The sequence below is a fragment of the Streptomyces sp. NBC_01426 genome (assembly GCF_036231985.1).
Classification (GTDB): Bacteria; Actinomycetota; Actinomycetes; order Streptomycetales; family Streptomycetaceae; genus Streptomyces.
In genome coordinates this window covers 5,098,403-5,114,107 of sequence record NZ_CP109500.1, presented here as the reverse complement: position 1 = coordinate 5,114,107, position 15,705 = coordinate 5,098,403, and the positions used below count along the sequence as shown (strand labels likewise).

The following is a 15,705-nucleotide window of genomic DNA, read 5'->3' as shown; positions in this document are numbered from 1 at the left end:
GTAGCTTTGTCGGGATAAACGCAATGGAACAAAGGGATCGAGGTGCACGTGCCTGACGTCTCCGTGGTCGTCATCGTCTACAACGACGCAGAGCGTCTGCCGACAGCCGTCCAGTCGGTTTTGGACCAGACCCTGCACGGGGTCGAAGTCGTGATCGTGGACGACTGCAGCAAGGACCGTTCCTTCGAGGTCGCCAAGGAACTCGAAGCAGCGCACCCGGGGCGGGTGCGTGCCTACCAGTTGCCCGAGAACAGCGGCGCCGGCGGCGAGCCCCGCAACGTGGGCATCGGCCACGCCGAGGGCCGCTACGTCATGTTCCTGGACAGCGACGACGTCCTTGAGGTGAACGCCTGCCGCAACATGCTGGAGGCCGCCGAGCGGACCGGCGCCGACATCGTCTCGGGACTGTGCGTCCGGGTACACAAGGACACCCGCAACCAGAAGCGCGACGAGTGGTACGCGTGGCTGTACCGCACCACGCGCACCCTGAACTCGGTCAGCGAGCTGCCGGACCTGTTCGTGTGGGACACCCTGTCCACGAACAAGTGCTACCGCCGCGACTTCCTCCTGGACAACAACCTCCTCTTCCCGAAGGGGATGCTGTACGAGGACCTGATGTTCATCGCCGAGGCCTACCTCGCCGCGAAGAAGATCACCCTCATCCCGAACCAGGTGTACTTCTGGAACGTCTACGCGCAGGCCAAGGTCAAGTCCGTGACCAACCGCCGGCACGAGATGACCAACTACATCCACCGGCTGGAGATCCACCGGCGGATCGACGCCCTCCTGGCGCAGCGCGGCATGACCGAGATGCAGACGGCCAAGGACGTCAAGTTCCTCAAGCACGACCTCGTGCTGCACCTGCGTGACCTGCCGTTCCGCGACGAGTCCTACCGGCGCGAGTTCGCCGAGCTCTCCCGCGGCTACCTGGAGGGTCTCGACCGCGAGGCGTACACCCGGGTCCAGCCCATCCAGGCCATCTGCGCCTACCTGCTCCAGCAGGGCGACTGGGACAACCTGCTGCCCGCCGTGGACACCCTGATCCACCGGAACAAGGTGTCCTCCCCGCTCGCCAAGAAGGACGGCCGGATCTACTGGTGCGCCGAGCACCTCGACGACGAGTTCGCCCGCAGCGTGCTCGACGTCACGGACCTCGGTTACCACCAGAAGCCGATCCGGGAACTGTTCCTGCGCAACGAGCTGACGCGCTACACGGAGACCGACGGCACCGTGGGACTCGCGGGCCGCATCACCAACCCGCTGGGCGTCATCAGGCCCGAGGCGAAGATCAAGGGCCAGGTCGAGTTCCGGGCCCGGCGCCGCAGCCTGCAGACGTTCGTCTTCCCCGTGAAGGCGCTGCGCAACGAGGGCAGCACCATCTCCTGGGAAGCCGACGTCGACCTCAGTGCCAAGCTCCGTCCGCTGGGCATCATCGACTCCGTCTGGGACGTCCGCGTGATCCTGGACGTCGACGGCGCGAAGACCAACACGCGCCTGACCATCGGCGAGAGCGAGCTCGGCAGCGGTCTGCTGCCCGTCAAGCCGCGCCTGACCCGCCTGGTCGCGGACCACATCGAGCCGCAGCCCACGGCCAAGGGCCACCTGGCCTTCCGGCTGGTCTCCGCCCGGCACGACAACGAGCGGATCGAGGAACTGATCCAGAGCGCCGTGCGCGGCAGGCCCGGCAAGCTGGCCAAGGCCGGCTACCGCCGCGCCAAGGAGCTGCGCAAGACGCTGACCTCGGAGAAGACCAAGCTGCGCCTCTTCCACGAGGTCTACGGCCGGCTGCCCGTGAAGAAGCGCACCATTGTCTTCGAGAGCATGCTCGGCAAGCAGTACAGCGACAGCCCGCGCGCCATCTACGAGGAGATGCGCAGCCGCGGCCTGGAGTTCGAGGCGTTCTGGTCGTACGCGGGCAGCCCGAAGGACTTCCCCGCGGACGCCCACCTGGTGCGCCGCTGGTCGCTGCCCTACCTGAAGGCGCTGGCCCGGGCGGAGTTCTGGGTGGACAACCAGAGCTACCCGCTGAAGCTCGCCAAGCGGCCCGACACCACGTACATCCAGACCTGGCACGGTTCCGCACTCAAGAAGATGGGCTTCGACCAGCCCGGTCTGAAGGCGGCCACGCACGCCCAGCAGGCCGCGGAGGAGAGGCACCTCGGTCGCTTCGACCACTTCGTGTGCCGCTCGGAGCACGACGTGCGGACCCTCGCGAAGGCCTTCCGGATCGCCGACACGAAGCTGCTGCGGGTGGGTTACCCGCGCAACGACGCGCTCGTGCGGGCCCGGCAGGCCGAGGTGGCGCCGGACGGGCGCCGCGAGCGCGGTGCGCTGGCGGCCGAGCTCGGCATTCCCGCCGACAAGAAGGTCCTGCTGTACGCGCCGACGTTCCGTACGCCGGGCGCGTTCCCGATGCCGTTCGACGTGGAGAAGTTCACCGAGGAGTTCGGTGACCAGTACGTCCTGCTCGTCCGGGCGCACTACCTCAACCACGTGGTGCTGCCGCCGACGGCCAAGGGCAAGGTCATCGACGTGTCCGCGCGTCACGACGTGATGCCGCTGATGGAGCTGTCCGACGCGCTGATCACGGACTACTCCTCCGTGATGTTCGACTACGCGCTGCTGGACCGGCCGATCCTCTTCTTCGCGTACGACTACGACGCGTACGTGCACGAGGAGCGCGGCACCTACTTCGACCTGGTGGAGCACGCCCCGGGGCCGGTGTTCCGGACCGAGGAGGAGTTCCACGACGTCCTGAAGAGCCTCGACGCGTCGCAGGATGCGCACGCCGAGGCCCGCAAGCGCTTCGTGGCCGAGTTCGGCGAGTACGACCGGGGCAACGCCGCCGAGCGGATCGTCGACACGTTCTTCTCCGGGTGGAGCCGCTGATGTCCGAGGTGATCGAGACGACGACCGTGACGAACCCCGCGACCGGAACGAGTGGGGCGGCGATGACCGAGACGCACGACAGCGTGCCCCGGGACATCTTCCTGGTCTCCAACAGCGTGGACGAGCTGGGCGGCATCACCAGCTGGTCCCACCAGATGGCCCGGATCTTCTCGGAGCGCGGACACACCGTCCACGTGGTGGGCATCGTGCCGGCCCCCGAGGGGCGGCGCGCCGACCTGGGCGAGGACCTGCCGTACCGCACCACGACCCTGTACGACGTGCACCCGCCCTCCATCAAGGCCCTCAGGGGCCTGAAGGGCAAGCTCGACATCATCGAGCGCCGGCGCCGGGCCGCGCGCGACGCGGGCATGCGGGCGCAGGCCGCGAAGCTGACCGCGCTGTTCCGGGCTGCCCGCCCGGGGGCCGTGGTCATCGTGAGCCAGGTCTGGGCGATGGAGTGGGTGGCCATGGCGGACACCTCCGGTCTGAAGCTCGTCGGCATGAGCCACGAGTCCTTCGAGACCTGCCGCAGGTCCTCCCGGTTCGGTCGGGTCAAGCGGTTCTATAAGAACGTGGACCGGATGCTGGCCCTGACCCGCGAGGACGCGGACCTGTGGATCCGCCAGCGGATGGACAACGTGGGCTCCATGCCGAACCCGCTGCCGTTCTTCCCCGAGGAGCCGTCCCTGCGGACCGCCAAGCGCGTGGTCAGCATCGGCCGGCTGCACGAGGAGAAGGGCGTGGACATGCTCCTCGACTCCTGGGCGGAGGTGGCGCCGAAGCATCCCGAGTGGGTGCTGACGCTCTACGGCTCGGGTCCGGAGGAGGAGGCGCTGAAGAAGCAGTGCGCCCAGCTGGGGATCTCCTCCTCGGTGGAGTGGATGGGCCGCACCTCCGACGTGCCGGGCGCGTTGCGCGACAGCGCGGTGTTCGCCCTGTCCTCGCGCGGTGAGGGTTTCCCCCTCGCCCTGATGGAGGCCATGGCGACCGCGGTGCCCTGCGTCGCCTTCGACGTGGCCCCCGGTGTCCACGAGATCATCTCCGACGGGGTCAACGGCCTCATCGCCCCGCCCGGGAACACCGGCGAGTTCGCCCGCCGCCTGGACGCGCTGATGTCCGACCGCGAGCGGCGCGACCGGATGGGCGAGCGGGCGCGCGAGGACATCCAGCGGTACTCCACGGAGGAGATCAGCAGGCGCTGGGAGGAACTCTTCACGCTGCTGCACCGCTGACCTGCGGGCACGGCGCGAACAGCAGAGCACGACGACGGGCCATCCCCTTCTCGGGGGTGGCCCGTCCACGTACCCTCGACGCAAGGGGCAAGCGGCCGAGCAGCCGATGTCATCCCGCCGATCCGAGGAACCGCCCATGGGCTCCCCCGCGAGCGTCAGCGTCGTCATACCCGTGCACAACACCCGGCGCTACCTGCGCCGCTGCTTCGACTCGGTGGCCGCCCAGACCCTCACGGCGGACCGGATCGAGGTCATCGCCGTGGACGACGGCTCGACCGACGGTTCCGGGGACTGGCTGGACGCCTGGGCGGCGCGGCACCCGAACACCACCGTGATCCACCAGGCCGCCTCCGGTGGCGCCGGGAAGCCGCGCAACGTCGGCATCGACGCGTCGAGCGGCGACTACCTGTTCTTCCTCGACTCCGACGACTACCTGGGCCCGGAGGCCTTGGAACGGCTGGTCCGGATGGCCGAGGAGCAGGACTCCGACGTCGTGTACGGGCGGATCGTCGGGATCAACGGGCGGGCCGCCCCGGTGGACCTGCGCACCACCAGCGCCGAGGTCTCCCTCCACGACTCCCCCGTGTACTGGACGCTCGCCGCCTACAAGCTGTGGAGACGCAGCCTGGTCGACGCCCACCGGTTGCGGTTCGCCGAGGGCCGGCTGCTCGGCGAGGACCTCCCGTTCGGCGCGCACGCCCTGCTGCACGCCCGGCGGATATCGGTGGTGGCCGACCACGACTGCTACTTCCTGGAGGGGCGCGGCGACGGCACGAACGCCACCGAGCAGGACGTCGACTGGGTGGCGCAGCTGGCCTACGTCGGCGAGCTGCTGGAGCTGGTGGCCGATCACGTGCCGGCCGGTCGCGAGCGGGACAAGCTCATGGAACGCCATTTCCACGGCGAGGTGCTGGGCATGTTCGCCGAGCCGTACCTGGCCCGCGACGAGGCGGGCCGCGAGGCGCTGGTCCGGGCGGCCCGGCCGCTCGTCGAGGCCTACCTGACCGAGCGGATCAGCGCCGCGCTGCCGCCCCGGCTGCGGCTGCGCGCCCATCTGATCGGAGCGGGTCGTACCCGCGAGCTGACGGCCGTCGTCACCGCCGACACCGTGGACGAGCTGGGTCCCGCCGTGATCGAGGGCGGTCGCGCCTTCGCCGCCTACCCGTTCTTCCGGGCCCCCGACGCCGCTCTCCCCGACGAGCTGTACGACCTGACCTCGCGGGTGGTGCTGCGGCAGGAGCTGGCCTCGTACAGCTGGGACGGTCCGGTGCTGCGGCTGCGCGGGACGGCCCGGCTCGACGGCATGGGCGGCGCCGCCGACCAGGAGGTGGCGCTGCTGCTGCGGCGCCAGGGCCACACCATCCGGATACCGGCGGCGCGGACCGACGCGCGGGGCGGCTACGAGGCGGCGGTGGACGTCAACCGGGCCGCCGAGGGCCTGCGGCTCGACGACGGCATATGGACCGTACGGGTCGCGGTGGCGGCGGGCTCCCTCGTCAAGGAGGCCTGGCTGCCGCGGCCGAAGGCCGCCGAGTACGACGCCGCGCCGGTGCCCCGGATCGTGCACGGCACGCCCGGGGAGCCTCCGCAGGCCGCGACGGTGTTCCACTCCGAGGCGCACCAGCACGTGAACCTGGACCTGGGCGCCACCCGGATACCGCTGGCCGCCGACGCGCGCGGCACGGCCGCGGCGCGGGTCGTGGGCGCCCCGGTCCTGGAGGCGACGGCGACCATACCGGGCTGGCCGGCGGACGCCCCGGTGGACTTCGTGCTGCACGCGCCGGGCCGGGCCCCGTTCACCACCCCGGCGGTGGGCGGCGCCGATCCGGACGGCCTGCTGCGGCTGCGGTCGCAGGTGCGGGGCGTGCCGGAGGGCGAGTGGCAGGTGAGGCTGCGGATACGGGACCGGGGCTTCACCCGGGAGCTGCCGGTGCACTCGGCCGACGGGGCCGCGCTCACCGTACGGGTGCCGCTGCCGCTGCACCGCCGGCTCGGCCGGCACGCCCGCCGGACGGTCTCCCGGATCGTGCGCGCGCCGGCCCGCTGACACGCGCACCGGTTTCGCTGAAACGCACATCGGCCCGCCGCCCCTCGGGGCGGCGGGCCGATGGCATGTCCGAAGCGGACGAAGGGGCCGACGGGGCCTAGCGCTGTGCGGCCGCCACCTTGTTGGCCTGCCAGCCCGCCCACGCCGAGGTGATCATCTCGCGGACGTCGTGGCGGGCCTTCCAGCCCAGCTCGGCGGCGATCCTGTCGGCGGAGGCCACGACCTTCGCCGGGTCGCCGGGACGGCGCGGGGTGACCACCGGCGCGAAGTCGTTGCCGGTGTTGGCGTTCAGCAGCTCGACCATCTCGCGGACGGATACGCCCTCGCCGCGGCCGATGTTGACGGTGAGGTCCTTGTACTCGCCCTGCGCGCCCCACTCGGCGAGCCTGCGGGCCGCCACCACGTGGGCGTCCGCGAGGTCCTCGACGTGGATGTAGTCGCGGATGCAGGTGCCGTCCGGGGTCGGGTAGTCGTCGCCGAAGATGCGGGCGCCCTCGCCGGCCTCGTAGCGCTCGAAGACCATCGGGACGAGGTTGAAGACCCCGGTGTCCGCGAGTTCGGGGGTGGCGGCGCCCGCCACGTTGAAGTAGCGCAGGCAGGCGGTGGAGATGCCGTGCGCCTTGCCGGCGGCGCGGACGAGCCACTCGCCGGTGAGCTTGGTCTCGCCGTACGGGCTCAGCGGCAGGCAGGGGGTGTCCTCGGTGACCAGGTCCACGTCGGGCATGCCGTAGACGGAGGCGGAGGAGGAGAAGAGGAAGTTGCGGATGCCGGCCTCGGCCACGGCCTGGAGCAGCACCGTGAGGCCCTGCACGTTCTCGTGGTAGTAGTACAGCGGCTTCTCGACGGACTCGCCGACCTGCTTCTTGCCGGCGAGGTGGACCACGCCGGTGATCCGGTGCTCGGCGAGGGTCTTGTCCAGGAGCGGCCGGTCCAGCACCGAGCCGATCACGAGCGGGACGCCGTCCGGGACGCGGTTCTCGTTGCCGGTGGACAAGTCGTCGAGGACGACGACGTCCTCCCCCGCGAGCCTCATCGCGCGGACGACGTGCGAGCCGATGTAGCCGGCGCCACCGGTGATCAGAAAAGTCATGCCGTGTTCTCCCGAGTCCTGTCCGATTCCGCCGGCCGTCTGCGACCGGTGTCCTGCTGTCAGCCCGACCGAAGGCTTGCCCTGACCCTGCCGAGGCGGTTGCGTACGAGGCTCATGGCCCCGGCCGCGCCCGGTGCGAGCCGCACGCCCAGTGAACCTGCGGCCGTGCGGTACGGCTGCGCCAGCAGAACACCGTACCGGCTGCTGGGCAGCGCCCGACGTCGCAGCAGGTCGTCCAGGGGGCGCGGCGGGATCACGAGGGAGCTCCCGTCCTCACACCGCACTCCGATCTGCACACCCCACGCCTGCATGCCGCGTCCGCCGCGTCGTCGTCCGGCCTCCGCGAGCGCGGTGAGCCGGAACGGCAGCTCGGCGGTCCAGCCGTCCCCGTCGGTCGCGGGGGTCAGCTCCACGGGTTCGCCGAGGACCGGTTCCCCGCCCGAGCGCGCCTGGAAGCCCAACCACGCGGTGCGCGGCCCGGCGGCGGCGAGCCGTCCGTACATGTCGTGGACGCGGATCCGCAGGCCCGCGGTTCCACTCAGGCGGGCGTCGACGGTGACGGGGAGTTCCCCGGTCGGCACCGTCGCCAGCCCGTCCAGCTCCACCGGGAGCTCCTCGCTCCACACGGGCAGCCCCTCCGGGGTGCTCGCGTACGGCGGCAGCAGGCGCGGGGGCTCGGCGGCGAAGCGCGTCAGCCGCTCCACGTCGGCGGGCGGCTTCGGGGTGGCCCGCAACAGTCGTACGATCCAGCGCGCGTGCGGCCCGGCGGCCTCGACGTCGGCGTCCGTGAACCCGTCGAGGTACTCGCGCGTCGCCGTCCACCAGGCGGCCTGGTAGTCGGGGTCGTCACCGAGTTCGCGCAGGTACATGCGCAGGTCGTACTCCAGGAACTTGACCTGGCAGGCGTGGCCCAGTTCCGGGGACGAGGCGGTGAGGATCCGGGCCGCGGTGCGGTGCGCCTCGATCCTGGACAGCCAGTTGGCGACGTCCTTGCGGTCGAGGGAGATCGACACCTGGGCGGCGGACCGGCGCACGTGCCAGACGTAGACGAGGTCGTCGATCACGGCGACGCGGGGCGCGGCGGCCAGGACGCGGGCGGTGAAGACGAAGTCCTCGTAGACGAAGCGGCCGTCCGGGAAGCGGAGGTCGTGCTCGTCGAGGAAGGCGCGCGCGTACAGCTTGTTGACGCAGAGGGTGTCGCGGACCAGTTCGGGCCGGTCGGCGGGCCGCTCGATGACGTCGCCCGCGGTGTACAGCCCCGGCACCCAGGGCACGTCCTGACGCTGCGGCAGCTCGCGCCGTACGCACGCGCCGACCGTCACCGGTGCGCGGTGCCGTTCGGCGGCTCGCACGAGGGCGTCCGCCGCGCCGGGCGGCAGGACGTCGTCGCTGTCGAGGAAGAGGACGTACGGGGCGGTCGCGGCCGCGATCCCGTCGTTGCGCGGGGTCCCGCAGCCGCCGCTGTTCTCCGTGCGGTGCAGGACCTTCAGGCGGGGGTGGCACGCGGCCAGCTCGTCCAGGACCCGCCCGGTGTCGTCGGACGAGGCGTCGTTGACCGCGATGACCTCGTCGACCACCGGGCCCTGGTCGAGTGCCGAGGAGACGGCCTCGCCCACGAGCCCGGCGTCGTTGTACGCGATCACCACGACGGAGACGGTGGCGGGATTGATGCTGGTCACCCGCTGGATCCTAGGCGACCCGGGTAAAGGTCGCCTCAAGACCCCCGTCGGACCCTTGACGGCGGCGGACCGCCGTCAGGATCCGGACATGTCCTAGAAGGGGCGGAACTCGTCGTACTCCTGCTGGGCGGAGTCGCCGCGCTTGGCTTCCTTGTCCTTGCGGCGCGTGGTGGCCGGGCGCGGTGCGTCCAGGCGGTGGTCCTCGCCTCGACGGCCCAGCATCTCGGCGCCGGCCATCACGGTCGGCTCCCAGTCAAAGACGACGGAGTTCTCGTCGGAGCCGATGGCGACGCCGTCACCGGCGCGGGCGCCGGCCTTCTTCAGCGCCTCCTCGACGCCGAGGCGGGCGAGGCGGTCGGCGAGGTAGCCCACGGCCTCGTCGTTGTTGAAGTCGGTCTGGCGGACCCAGCGCTCGGGCTTCTCGCCGCGCACCTGGTAGACGTCCTCGACCTCGTCGTAGGTGACGGTGAAGCCGGAGTCGTCGACGGCCTTCGGACGGATGACGACGCGGGTCGCCTCCTCCTTCGGCTTGCGGGCGCGGGCCTTGGCGATGACCTCGGCGAGGAAGTACGAGAGCTCCTTGAGCCCCGTACGGGACACCGCGGAGACCTCGAAGACCTTGTAGCCGCGCGCCTCCAGGTCCGGGCGGACCATGTCGGCGAGTTCCTGGCCGTCCGGGATGTCGACCTTGTTCAGGACCACGAGGCGGGGGCGCTTCTCCAGGCCGCCGCCGTAGAGCTTGAGCTCCTCCTCGATGACGTCCAGGTCGGCCACCGGGTCGCGGTCGGACTCCAGGGTGGCGGTGTCCAGCACGTGCACGAGGATCGAGCAGCGCTCGACGTGGCGCAGGAACTCCAGGCCGAGGCCCTTGCCCTGGCTCGCGCCGGGGATGAGACCCGGGACGTCGGCGATCGTGTAGACCGTCGAGCCGGCCGTGACGACGCCCAGGTTCGGGACCAGGGTGGTGAACGGGTAGTCCGCGATCTTCGGCTTGGCCGCGGAGAGCACCGAGATCAGCGAGGACTTGCCGGCGCTCGGGAAGCCGACCAGCGCCACGTCGGCGACGGTCTTGAGCTCCAGGACGATGTCACCGGCGGTGCCGGGGACGCCGAGGAGGGCGAAGCCGGGCGCCTTGCGGCGGGCCGACGACAGGGCCGCGTTGCCGAGGCCGCCGCGGCCGCCCTCACCTGCGACGTAGGTGGTGCCCTGGCCGACGAGGTCGGCGAGGACGTTGCCCTCCTTGTCGAGGACGACGGTGCCGTCCGGCACGGGCAGGATCAGGTCCTGGCCGTCCTTGCCGGAGCGGTTGTCGCCGGCGCCGGGCTGGCCGTTGGTGGCCTTGCGGTGGGGGCTGTGGTGGTAGTCCAGCAGGGTGGTGACCGCCTGCTCCACCACCAGGATGACGTCGCCGCCACGGCCGCCGTTTCCGCCGTCGGGGCCGCCGAGCGGCTTGAACTTCTCCCGGTGAACGGAGGCGCAGCCGTGGCCCCCGTTACCCGCGGCGACGTGCAGCTCGACGCGGTCCACGAAGGTGGTCATGGGTGTTCCTCCAGATACATACGGGAATGTCCCGGGCAGGCCTTGCCGCCCATTAAACGTGTCTATGTGACAACGCGCCGAGGGCGGACCTCTCTTCCCGGCTTCCGCCGGGAAGAGTTGAGATCCGCCCTCGGGGTGTTACGAACGCGTGTGATGCAGCAGGAGCTGGATCAGGCGGCCGGAACGATGTTGACGACCTTGCGGCCACGGTGCGTGCCGAACTCGACCGAACCGGCCTGCAGCGCGAACAGCGTGTCATCGCCACCACGACCGACACCCGAACCCGGGTGGAAGTGGGTGCCGCGCTGGCGGACGAGGATCTCGCCGGCGGAAACGACCTGACCGCCGAAGCGCTTCACGCCGAGCCGCTGAGCATTGGAATCGCGCCCGTTCCGAGTGGACGATGCGCCCTTCTTGTGTGCCATGTCTCAGTCCCTCTTACTTCGCAGCCGTGGGGATACCGGTGACCTTGATCGCCGTGTACTGCTGGCGGTGACCCTGGCGACGGCGGTAGCCGGTCTTGTTCTTGTAGCGCAGGATGTCGATCTTGGCGCCCTTGTGGTGGTCCACGATCTCGGCCTGGACCTTGATCCCGGCCAGCACCCACGGGTCGCTGGTCACGGCGTCGCCGTCGACAACGAGCAGGGTCGAGAGCTCGACCGTGTCGCCAACCTTGGCAGTGGAAATCTTGTCAACCTCAACGATGTCACCAACAGCAACCTTGTGCTGGCGACCACCGCTGCGCACGATGGCGTACACGCGGATCTCTCTCTCACTCGGGACGGATGCTCCTGAAGCCAGCCGCTCACGCGGGCCGAGGCCCACGGTGATCCGGATTGGACGAGCGGCCTCTCCCCGGCGGCGCGCACGCGCGAGGCGCGTACACGGACGTACAGAGGAGGAAGGTGCTCAGGAGCGCGACGCGCACTAGACGGAAAATCATCTAGGACATGCCGACGGTCTAGGTTACGGGCCTGGTCTCAGGGGGTCAAACCGGGCCCGGAACGCCCGTGGGCCCCGCCGTTCGGCGGGGCCCACGGGTGTGACGCGGATCAGGCCTCGGTGGGAGCCGAGACGGACGGGAGCGTCTGCTGCTCCGCCGCCGCGGTCTTCTTCGTGGCCCGCTTCGCCGGCGCCTTCTTGGCCGTGGTGGCGGCCTTCTTGGCGACGGTCTTCTTCGCGGCGGTCTTGGTGGCCGCCGCCTTCTTGGCCGGGGCCTTCTTCGCCGCGGTGGTGGTCGCCTTCTTGGCCGGAGCCTTGCGGGCGGCCTTCTTCTTCACCGGGGCCTCGGCCTCGGCTTCGGCCTCGACCGGGGCCGCCTCGGGCTCCGACTCGGCTGCCGCGGGAGCCGCCTCGACGACCAGGACGGCCGCCTCGGCCGCGCCCGCCGGGGAACCGGCGGGTGCGGTGGCCTTGCGGGTGGCACGGCGCCGCGGGCGGGCCGGAGCGGCGTCCGCGACGGGCTCGGCCACCGGCTCGGCCGGGGTCTCGACGACGACGGGCTCGGGCTCCGGCTCCACGACGGGCTCGACGGCGGCCTCCACGACCGGCTCCGGCTCCGTGGCCGCCTCGGCGGCGACCGCCGGGGCACCCGCCGGGGCGGTGGCCTTGCGGGTGGCACGGCGACGCGTACGGCCCTTGGGGGCCTCCTCGACCACCGGCTCCGCAGCGACCTCGGCCTCGACCGGGGCGACGGGCTCGGGCTCGACGACGGCCACCGGCTCGGCGACGGGCTCCACGACCGGCTCGGGCTCGGCCACGACGGCCGGGGCCCGCTCCGGGGCCACCGCGCCGCGCGGGGCGCCCGCCGGGGCGGTCGCCTTGCGGGTGGCGCGGCGACGGTTGCGTCGACCGCTCACGCCGGAGGCCGCGGCCTCCGCCTCGGCCCGGCTGCCGTACAGCTCCTCGTCCGGGACGAACTCCGGCTCGGGCAGCGCGCGGGGCGCGGCGACCTCGGCGGCCAGCTCCTCCTCGGTCTCGTAGACCTCGGCGTCACCGGTGTCGGTCGACTCGATCGACTCGACGTCGTGGTCGTGGTCCTGGGTACGGCCGCCGCGGCGCTTGGAGCGCTTGCCGTTGCCGCCGCCACCGACCACGGTCGGGGTCTCCATGTGGACGATGACACCGCGGCCGTTGCAGTGGACGCAGGTCTCGGAGAAGGACTCCAGAAGGCCCTGGCCCACCCGCTTGCGGGTCATCTGGACGAGGCCCAGCGAGGTGACCTCGGCCACCTGGTGCTTCGTGCGGTCGCGGCCCAGGCACTCCAGCATGCGCCGCAGGACCAGGTCGCGGTTGGACTCCAGGACCATGTCGATGAAGTCGATGACGACGATGCCGCCCAGGTCGCGCAGCCGCAGCTGGCGCACGATCTCCTCGGCCGCCTCCAGGTTGTTCCTGGTGACGGTCTCTTCGAGGTTGCCGCCCTGACCGGTGAACTTGCCGGTGTTGACGTCGATGACGATCATGGCCTCGGTCTTGTCGATCACGAGGGAGCCGCCCGAGGGCAGCCACACCTTGCGGTCGAGCGCCTTGGCGAGCTGCTCGTCGATCCGGTACGTCGCGAAGACGTCGACCTCGGAGGTCCAGCGCGAGAGCCGGTCGGCCAGGTCCGGGGCCACGTGGTTCACGTAGCCGTGGATGGTCTCCCAGGCGGTGTCACCGCTGACGATGACCTTCGAGAAGTCCTCGTTGAAGATGTCGCGCACGACGCGGACGGTCATGTCCGGCTCGCCGTACAGCAGGCTCGGCGAAGAGGTCGAGATCTGCTTCGACTTCTTCTGGATGTCCTCCCACTGGGCCTGGAGGCGCTCGACGTCACGGCGCAGCTCGTCCTCGCTCGCGCCCTCGGCGGCGGTGCGCACGATGACGCCCGCGTCCTCGGGGACGATCTTCTTGAGGATGGTCTTGAGGCGCGCGCGCTCGGTGTCGGGCAGCTTGCGGCTGATACCGGTCATCGAGCCCTCGGGCACGTAGACGAGGTAGCGGCCGGGCAGCGAGACCTGGCTGGTCAGGCGGGCGCCCTTGTGGCCGATCGGGTCCTTGGTGACCTGCACCAGGACCGACTGGCCGGACTTGAGGGCGGACTCGATGCGGCGGGGGCCGTGGGCCATGCCGAGCGCCTCGAAGTTGACCTCACCGGCGTAGAGGACCGCGTTGCGGCCCTTGCCGATGTCGATGAAGGCGGCCTCCATCGACGGCAGCACGTTCTGGACCTTGCCCAGGTAGACGTTGCCGACGTAGGAGGTGGCCTCCTCCTTGTTGACGTAGTGCTCGACGAGCACGTCGTCCTCGAGGACGCCGATCTGGGTGCGCTCGCCGGCCTGGCGGACGACCATGACGCGTTCGACGGCCTCACGACGGGCCAGGAACTCGGCCTCGGTGATGATCGGCACGCGGCGGCGGCCCTGCTCGCGGCCTTCGCGACGGCGCTGCTTCTTCGCCTCCAGGCGGGTCGAGCCCTTGATGGACTGGACCTCGTCGGAGGAGGTGGAACCGGAACCGGCGGACTCGGAGCGCTCGCGCGCGGGGCGCGGCTCGCGGACCTTGACGACGGTGCGTACGCCGTCGTCCTCGGCTGCGTCGGCGTCGGTACCGCCGTCACCGCTGCGGCGGCGGCGACGACGGCGACGGCGGCTGGAGCTGGAACCGAGGGCGCCGTCGTCGGACTCGTCGTCGTCCTCGGCGGATTCCTCGTCGCTCTCCTGCTCGGTGGACTCGGCCTCGGTGTCCTCGTCGGCGGACTCGTCGAGGTCGGCGGACTCGCCGCGACGGCGGCGACGGCCACCGCGACGGCGGCGACGCGACGGACGGTCGCCGTCGTTCTCGTCCTCGTCGAGGTCGGCGGACTCGGCCTCGGTCTCCTCGGCCTCGTGGAGTTCCACGTCGGCGAGGGAGACGGGGGCGGACTCGACGGCCGGGGCCGCGGGCTCGGCGGCGCCGCGACCGCGGCGACGGCGACGACCGGCCGGCTGGGCGGCGGGGGCCTGTACGGCCTCGGCCACGACCTCCGTGTCGTCCTCGTCCTCTTCGTCGTCGACCTGGCCGGCGGCGGCAGCGGCCGCGGCGGCCATGGCGGCCGTCTCCGGGGTCTGGAACATCGGCTCGGCGAAGACCGGGGCCTGGAACACGGCCACGGCGGGGCGCGCGGCGCGGCGGCCGGCGCGGGACTGGGCCGGGGCGGCGGGCGCCTCGGCCTCGGCGGCGGGCTGCGCGGAGGCGGCCGGGGTGACGGCGCCGGAGCGGGTGGCGCGACGGCGGCCGCCGCGCTTCGGGGAGTCCACGGCGTCGGCGACGGTGACGGTGGCCTTGGAGGCGACCGGGGTCTCGGCGGCCGGCGCGGGGGTCTCGACGGCGGTGGCCGGGACGGCCTCGGCCGTGGGAGCGGCCGGGGCGGTGACGGCGCGGGTGGCGCGGCGACGGGCACGCGGCGCGGAGGCGGCGGGCTCCTCGGCAGCGACCGCGACGGCCGGGGTCTCGACCGCGGCGGGGGCCTCGGCCGGGGTCTCGACGACGGCCTCGGCCGTGGGAGCGGCCGGGGCGGTGACGGCGCGGGTGGCGCGGCGACGGGCACGCGGCGCGGGGGCCGCGGGCTCCTCCACGGCGGGAACGGCCGGGGTCTCGACGACCGGGGCCGGCGTCTCGACCGCGGGCGCCGGGGCGGCGGCCTCGGCGGCGGGAGCGGCAGGGGCGGTCACGGCGCGGGTGGCGCGACGACGGGCACGCGGCGCGGGGGCGACCGGGTCCTCGACGGCGGCGGGCTCTTCCAGGGCGACCTCGGCGGCGGGTGCCTCCGGGGCGGTGACGGCGCGGGTGGCACGGCGACGGGCACGCGGCGCAGGGGCCGCGGGCTCCTCCACGGCGGGAACGGCCGGGGGCTCGACGACCGGGGCCGGCGTCTCGACCGCGGGCGCCGGGGCGGCGGCCTCGGCGGCGGGAGCGGCAGGGGCGGTCACGGCGCGGGTGGCACGGCGACGGGCACGCGGCGCGGGGGCCGCGGCCGGGGCGGCCTCTTCGGCGGGGGCGGCGGCCGGGGTCTCGGTCACGGCCTCGGCGGGGGTGGCGCCGGGCGGGCCCGCGGGCCTGGAGGCGGCGCGGCGACGCCTGCGCGGGGGCAGGTTGTCGCTGGGGCTTCCGCCGTCGGCGTTGCCGGCGGTGTGGTTGTTCTCAGACGTTTCGTTGTTGAGCATTGCGGGCGGTTCTCCCGTCACGCTCCCGGGCGCCGCGGCTGAC

9 protein-coding genes are annotated in these 15,705 nt (G+C 72.1%); 3 read left to right on the top strand and 6 right to left on the bottom strand.

Translation table 11 applies throughout. The annotated features are described in order from the left end of the window. The first annotated feature begins 48 nt into the window (after positions 1–48). The 3 genes from OG906_RS22630 (at position 49) to OG906_RS22620 (ending at position 6,168) form a co-directional block, all read left to right on the top strand. A complete protein-coding gene (locus tag OG906_RS22630; protein ID WP_329445310.1) occupies positions 49–2,889 on the top strand; it encodes a bifunctional glycosyltransferase/CDP-glycerol:glycerophosphate glycerophosphotransferase in 2,841 nt (946 codons plus the stop codon). A gap of 62 nt (positions 2,890–2,951) precedes the next feature. Next, positions 2,952–4,121, top strand: coding sequence for a glycosyltransferase (locus OG906_RS22625; RefSeq protein ID WP_329448098.1), 1,170 nt, complete (start codon positions 2,952–2,954; stop codon positions 4,119–4,121). A 136-nt stretch (positions 4,122–4,257) separates the two neighbouring features. Continuing rightward, positions 4,258–6,168 (top strand): glycosyltransferase family 2 protein, encoded by a 1,911-nt coding sequence (locus OG906_RS22620; protein WP_329445308.1) that lies wholly within the window; start codon positions 4,258–4,260, stop codon positions 6,166–6,168. Between the two features lie 97 nt (positions 6,169–6,265). Here the strand turns inward: OG906_RS22620 and galE are convergent, their stop codons facing one another. The 6 genes from galE to OG906_RS22590 form a co-directional block, all read right to left on the bottom strand. Then, the gene (galE, locus tag OG906_RS22615) at positions 6,266–7,258 is read right to left on the bottom strand and encodes a UDP-glucose 4-epimerase GalE (protein WP_329445306.1); all 993 of its coding nucleotides are present in this window, start codon (positions 7,256–7,258) and stop codon (positions 6,266–6,268) included. A gap of 59 nt (positions 7,259–7,317) precedes the next feature. Then, complete coding sequence (locus OG906_RS22610) at positions 7,318–8,937, bottom strand: glycosyltransferase family 2 protein (protein ID WP_329445304.1); 1,620 nt, start codon at positions 8,935–8,937, stop codon at positions 7,318–7,320. 93 nt (positions 8,938–9,030) lie between these two features. After that, positions 9,031–10,476 carry a GTPase ObgE gene (obgE, locus tag OG906_RS22605; protein ID WP_329445302.1) on the bottom strand — a complete coding sequence of 482 codons (1,446 nt, stop codon included), beginning with the start codon at positions 10,474–10,476 and terminating at the stop codon, positions 9,031–9,033. A 170-nt stretch (positions 10,477–10,646) separates the two neighbouring features. Next, positions 10,647–10,901: a 50S ribosomal protein L27 gene (gene rpmA, locus OG906_RS22600; RefSeq protein ID WP_030013081.1), complete on the bottom strand. Its 255-nt coding sequence runs from the start codon at positions 10,899–10,901 to the stop codon at positions 10,647–10,649. A gap of 13 nt (positions 10,902–10,914) precedes the next feature. Beyond that, positions 10,915–11,235, bottom strand: a complete 321-nt coding sequence (gene rplU, locus OG906_RS22595; RefSeq protein ID WP_030159347.1) for a 50S ribosomal protein L21 — start codon at positions 11,233–11,235, stop codon at positions 10,915–10,917. A gap of 293 nt (positions 11,236–11,528) precedes the next feature. After that, positions 11,529–15,662: an Rne/Rng family ribonuclease gene (locus tag OG906_RS22590; protein WP_329445300.1), complete on the bottom strand. Its 4,134-nt coding sequence runs from the start codon at positions 15,660–15,662 to the stop codon at positions 11,529–11,531. Positions 15,663–15,705 lie beyond the last annotated feature (43 nt).

What these genes read in the sequence shown, in the direction of transcription:
- OG906_RS22625 (WP_329448098.1), top strand. Translation starts at nt 2,952, where the DNA reads ATGACCGAGACGCACGACAGCGTGCCCCGGGACATCTTCCTGGTCTCC.
- OG906_RS22620 (WP_329445308.1), top strand. Translation starts at nt 4,258, where the DNA reads ATGGGCTCCCCCGCGAGCGTCAGCGTCGTCATACCCGTGCACAACACC.
- galE (WP_329445306.1), bottom strand. Translation starts at nt 7,258, where the DNA reads ATGACTTTTCTGATCACCGGTGGCGCCGGCTACATCGGCTCGCACGTC.
- obgE (WP_329445302.1), bottom strand. Translation starts at nt 10,476, where the DNA reads ATGACCACCTTCGTGGACCGCGTCGAGCTGCACGTCGCCGCGGGTAAC.
- rpmA (WP_030013081.1), bottom strand. Translation starts at nt 10,901, where the DNA reads ATGGCACACAAGAAGGGCGCATCGTCCACTCGGAACGGGCGCGATTCC.
- OG906_RS22590 (WP_329445300.1), bottom strand. Translation starts at nt 15,662, where the DNA reads ATGCTCAACAACGAAACGTCTGAGAACAACCACACCGCCGGCAACGCC.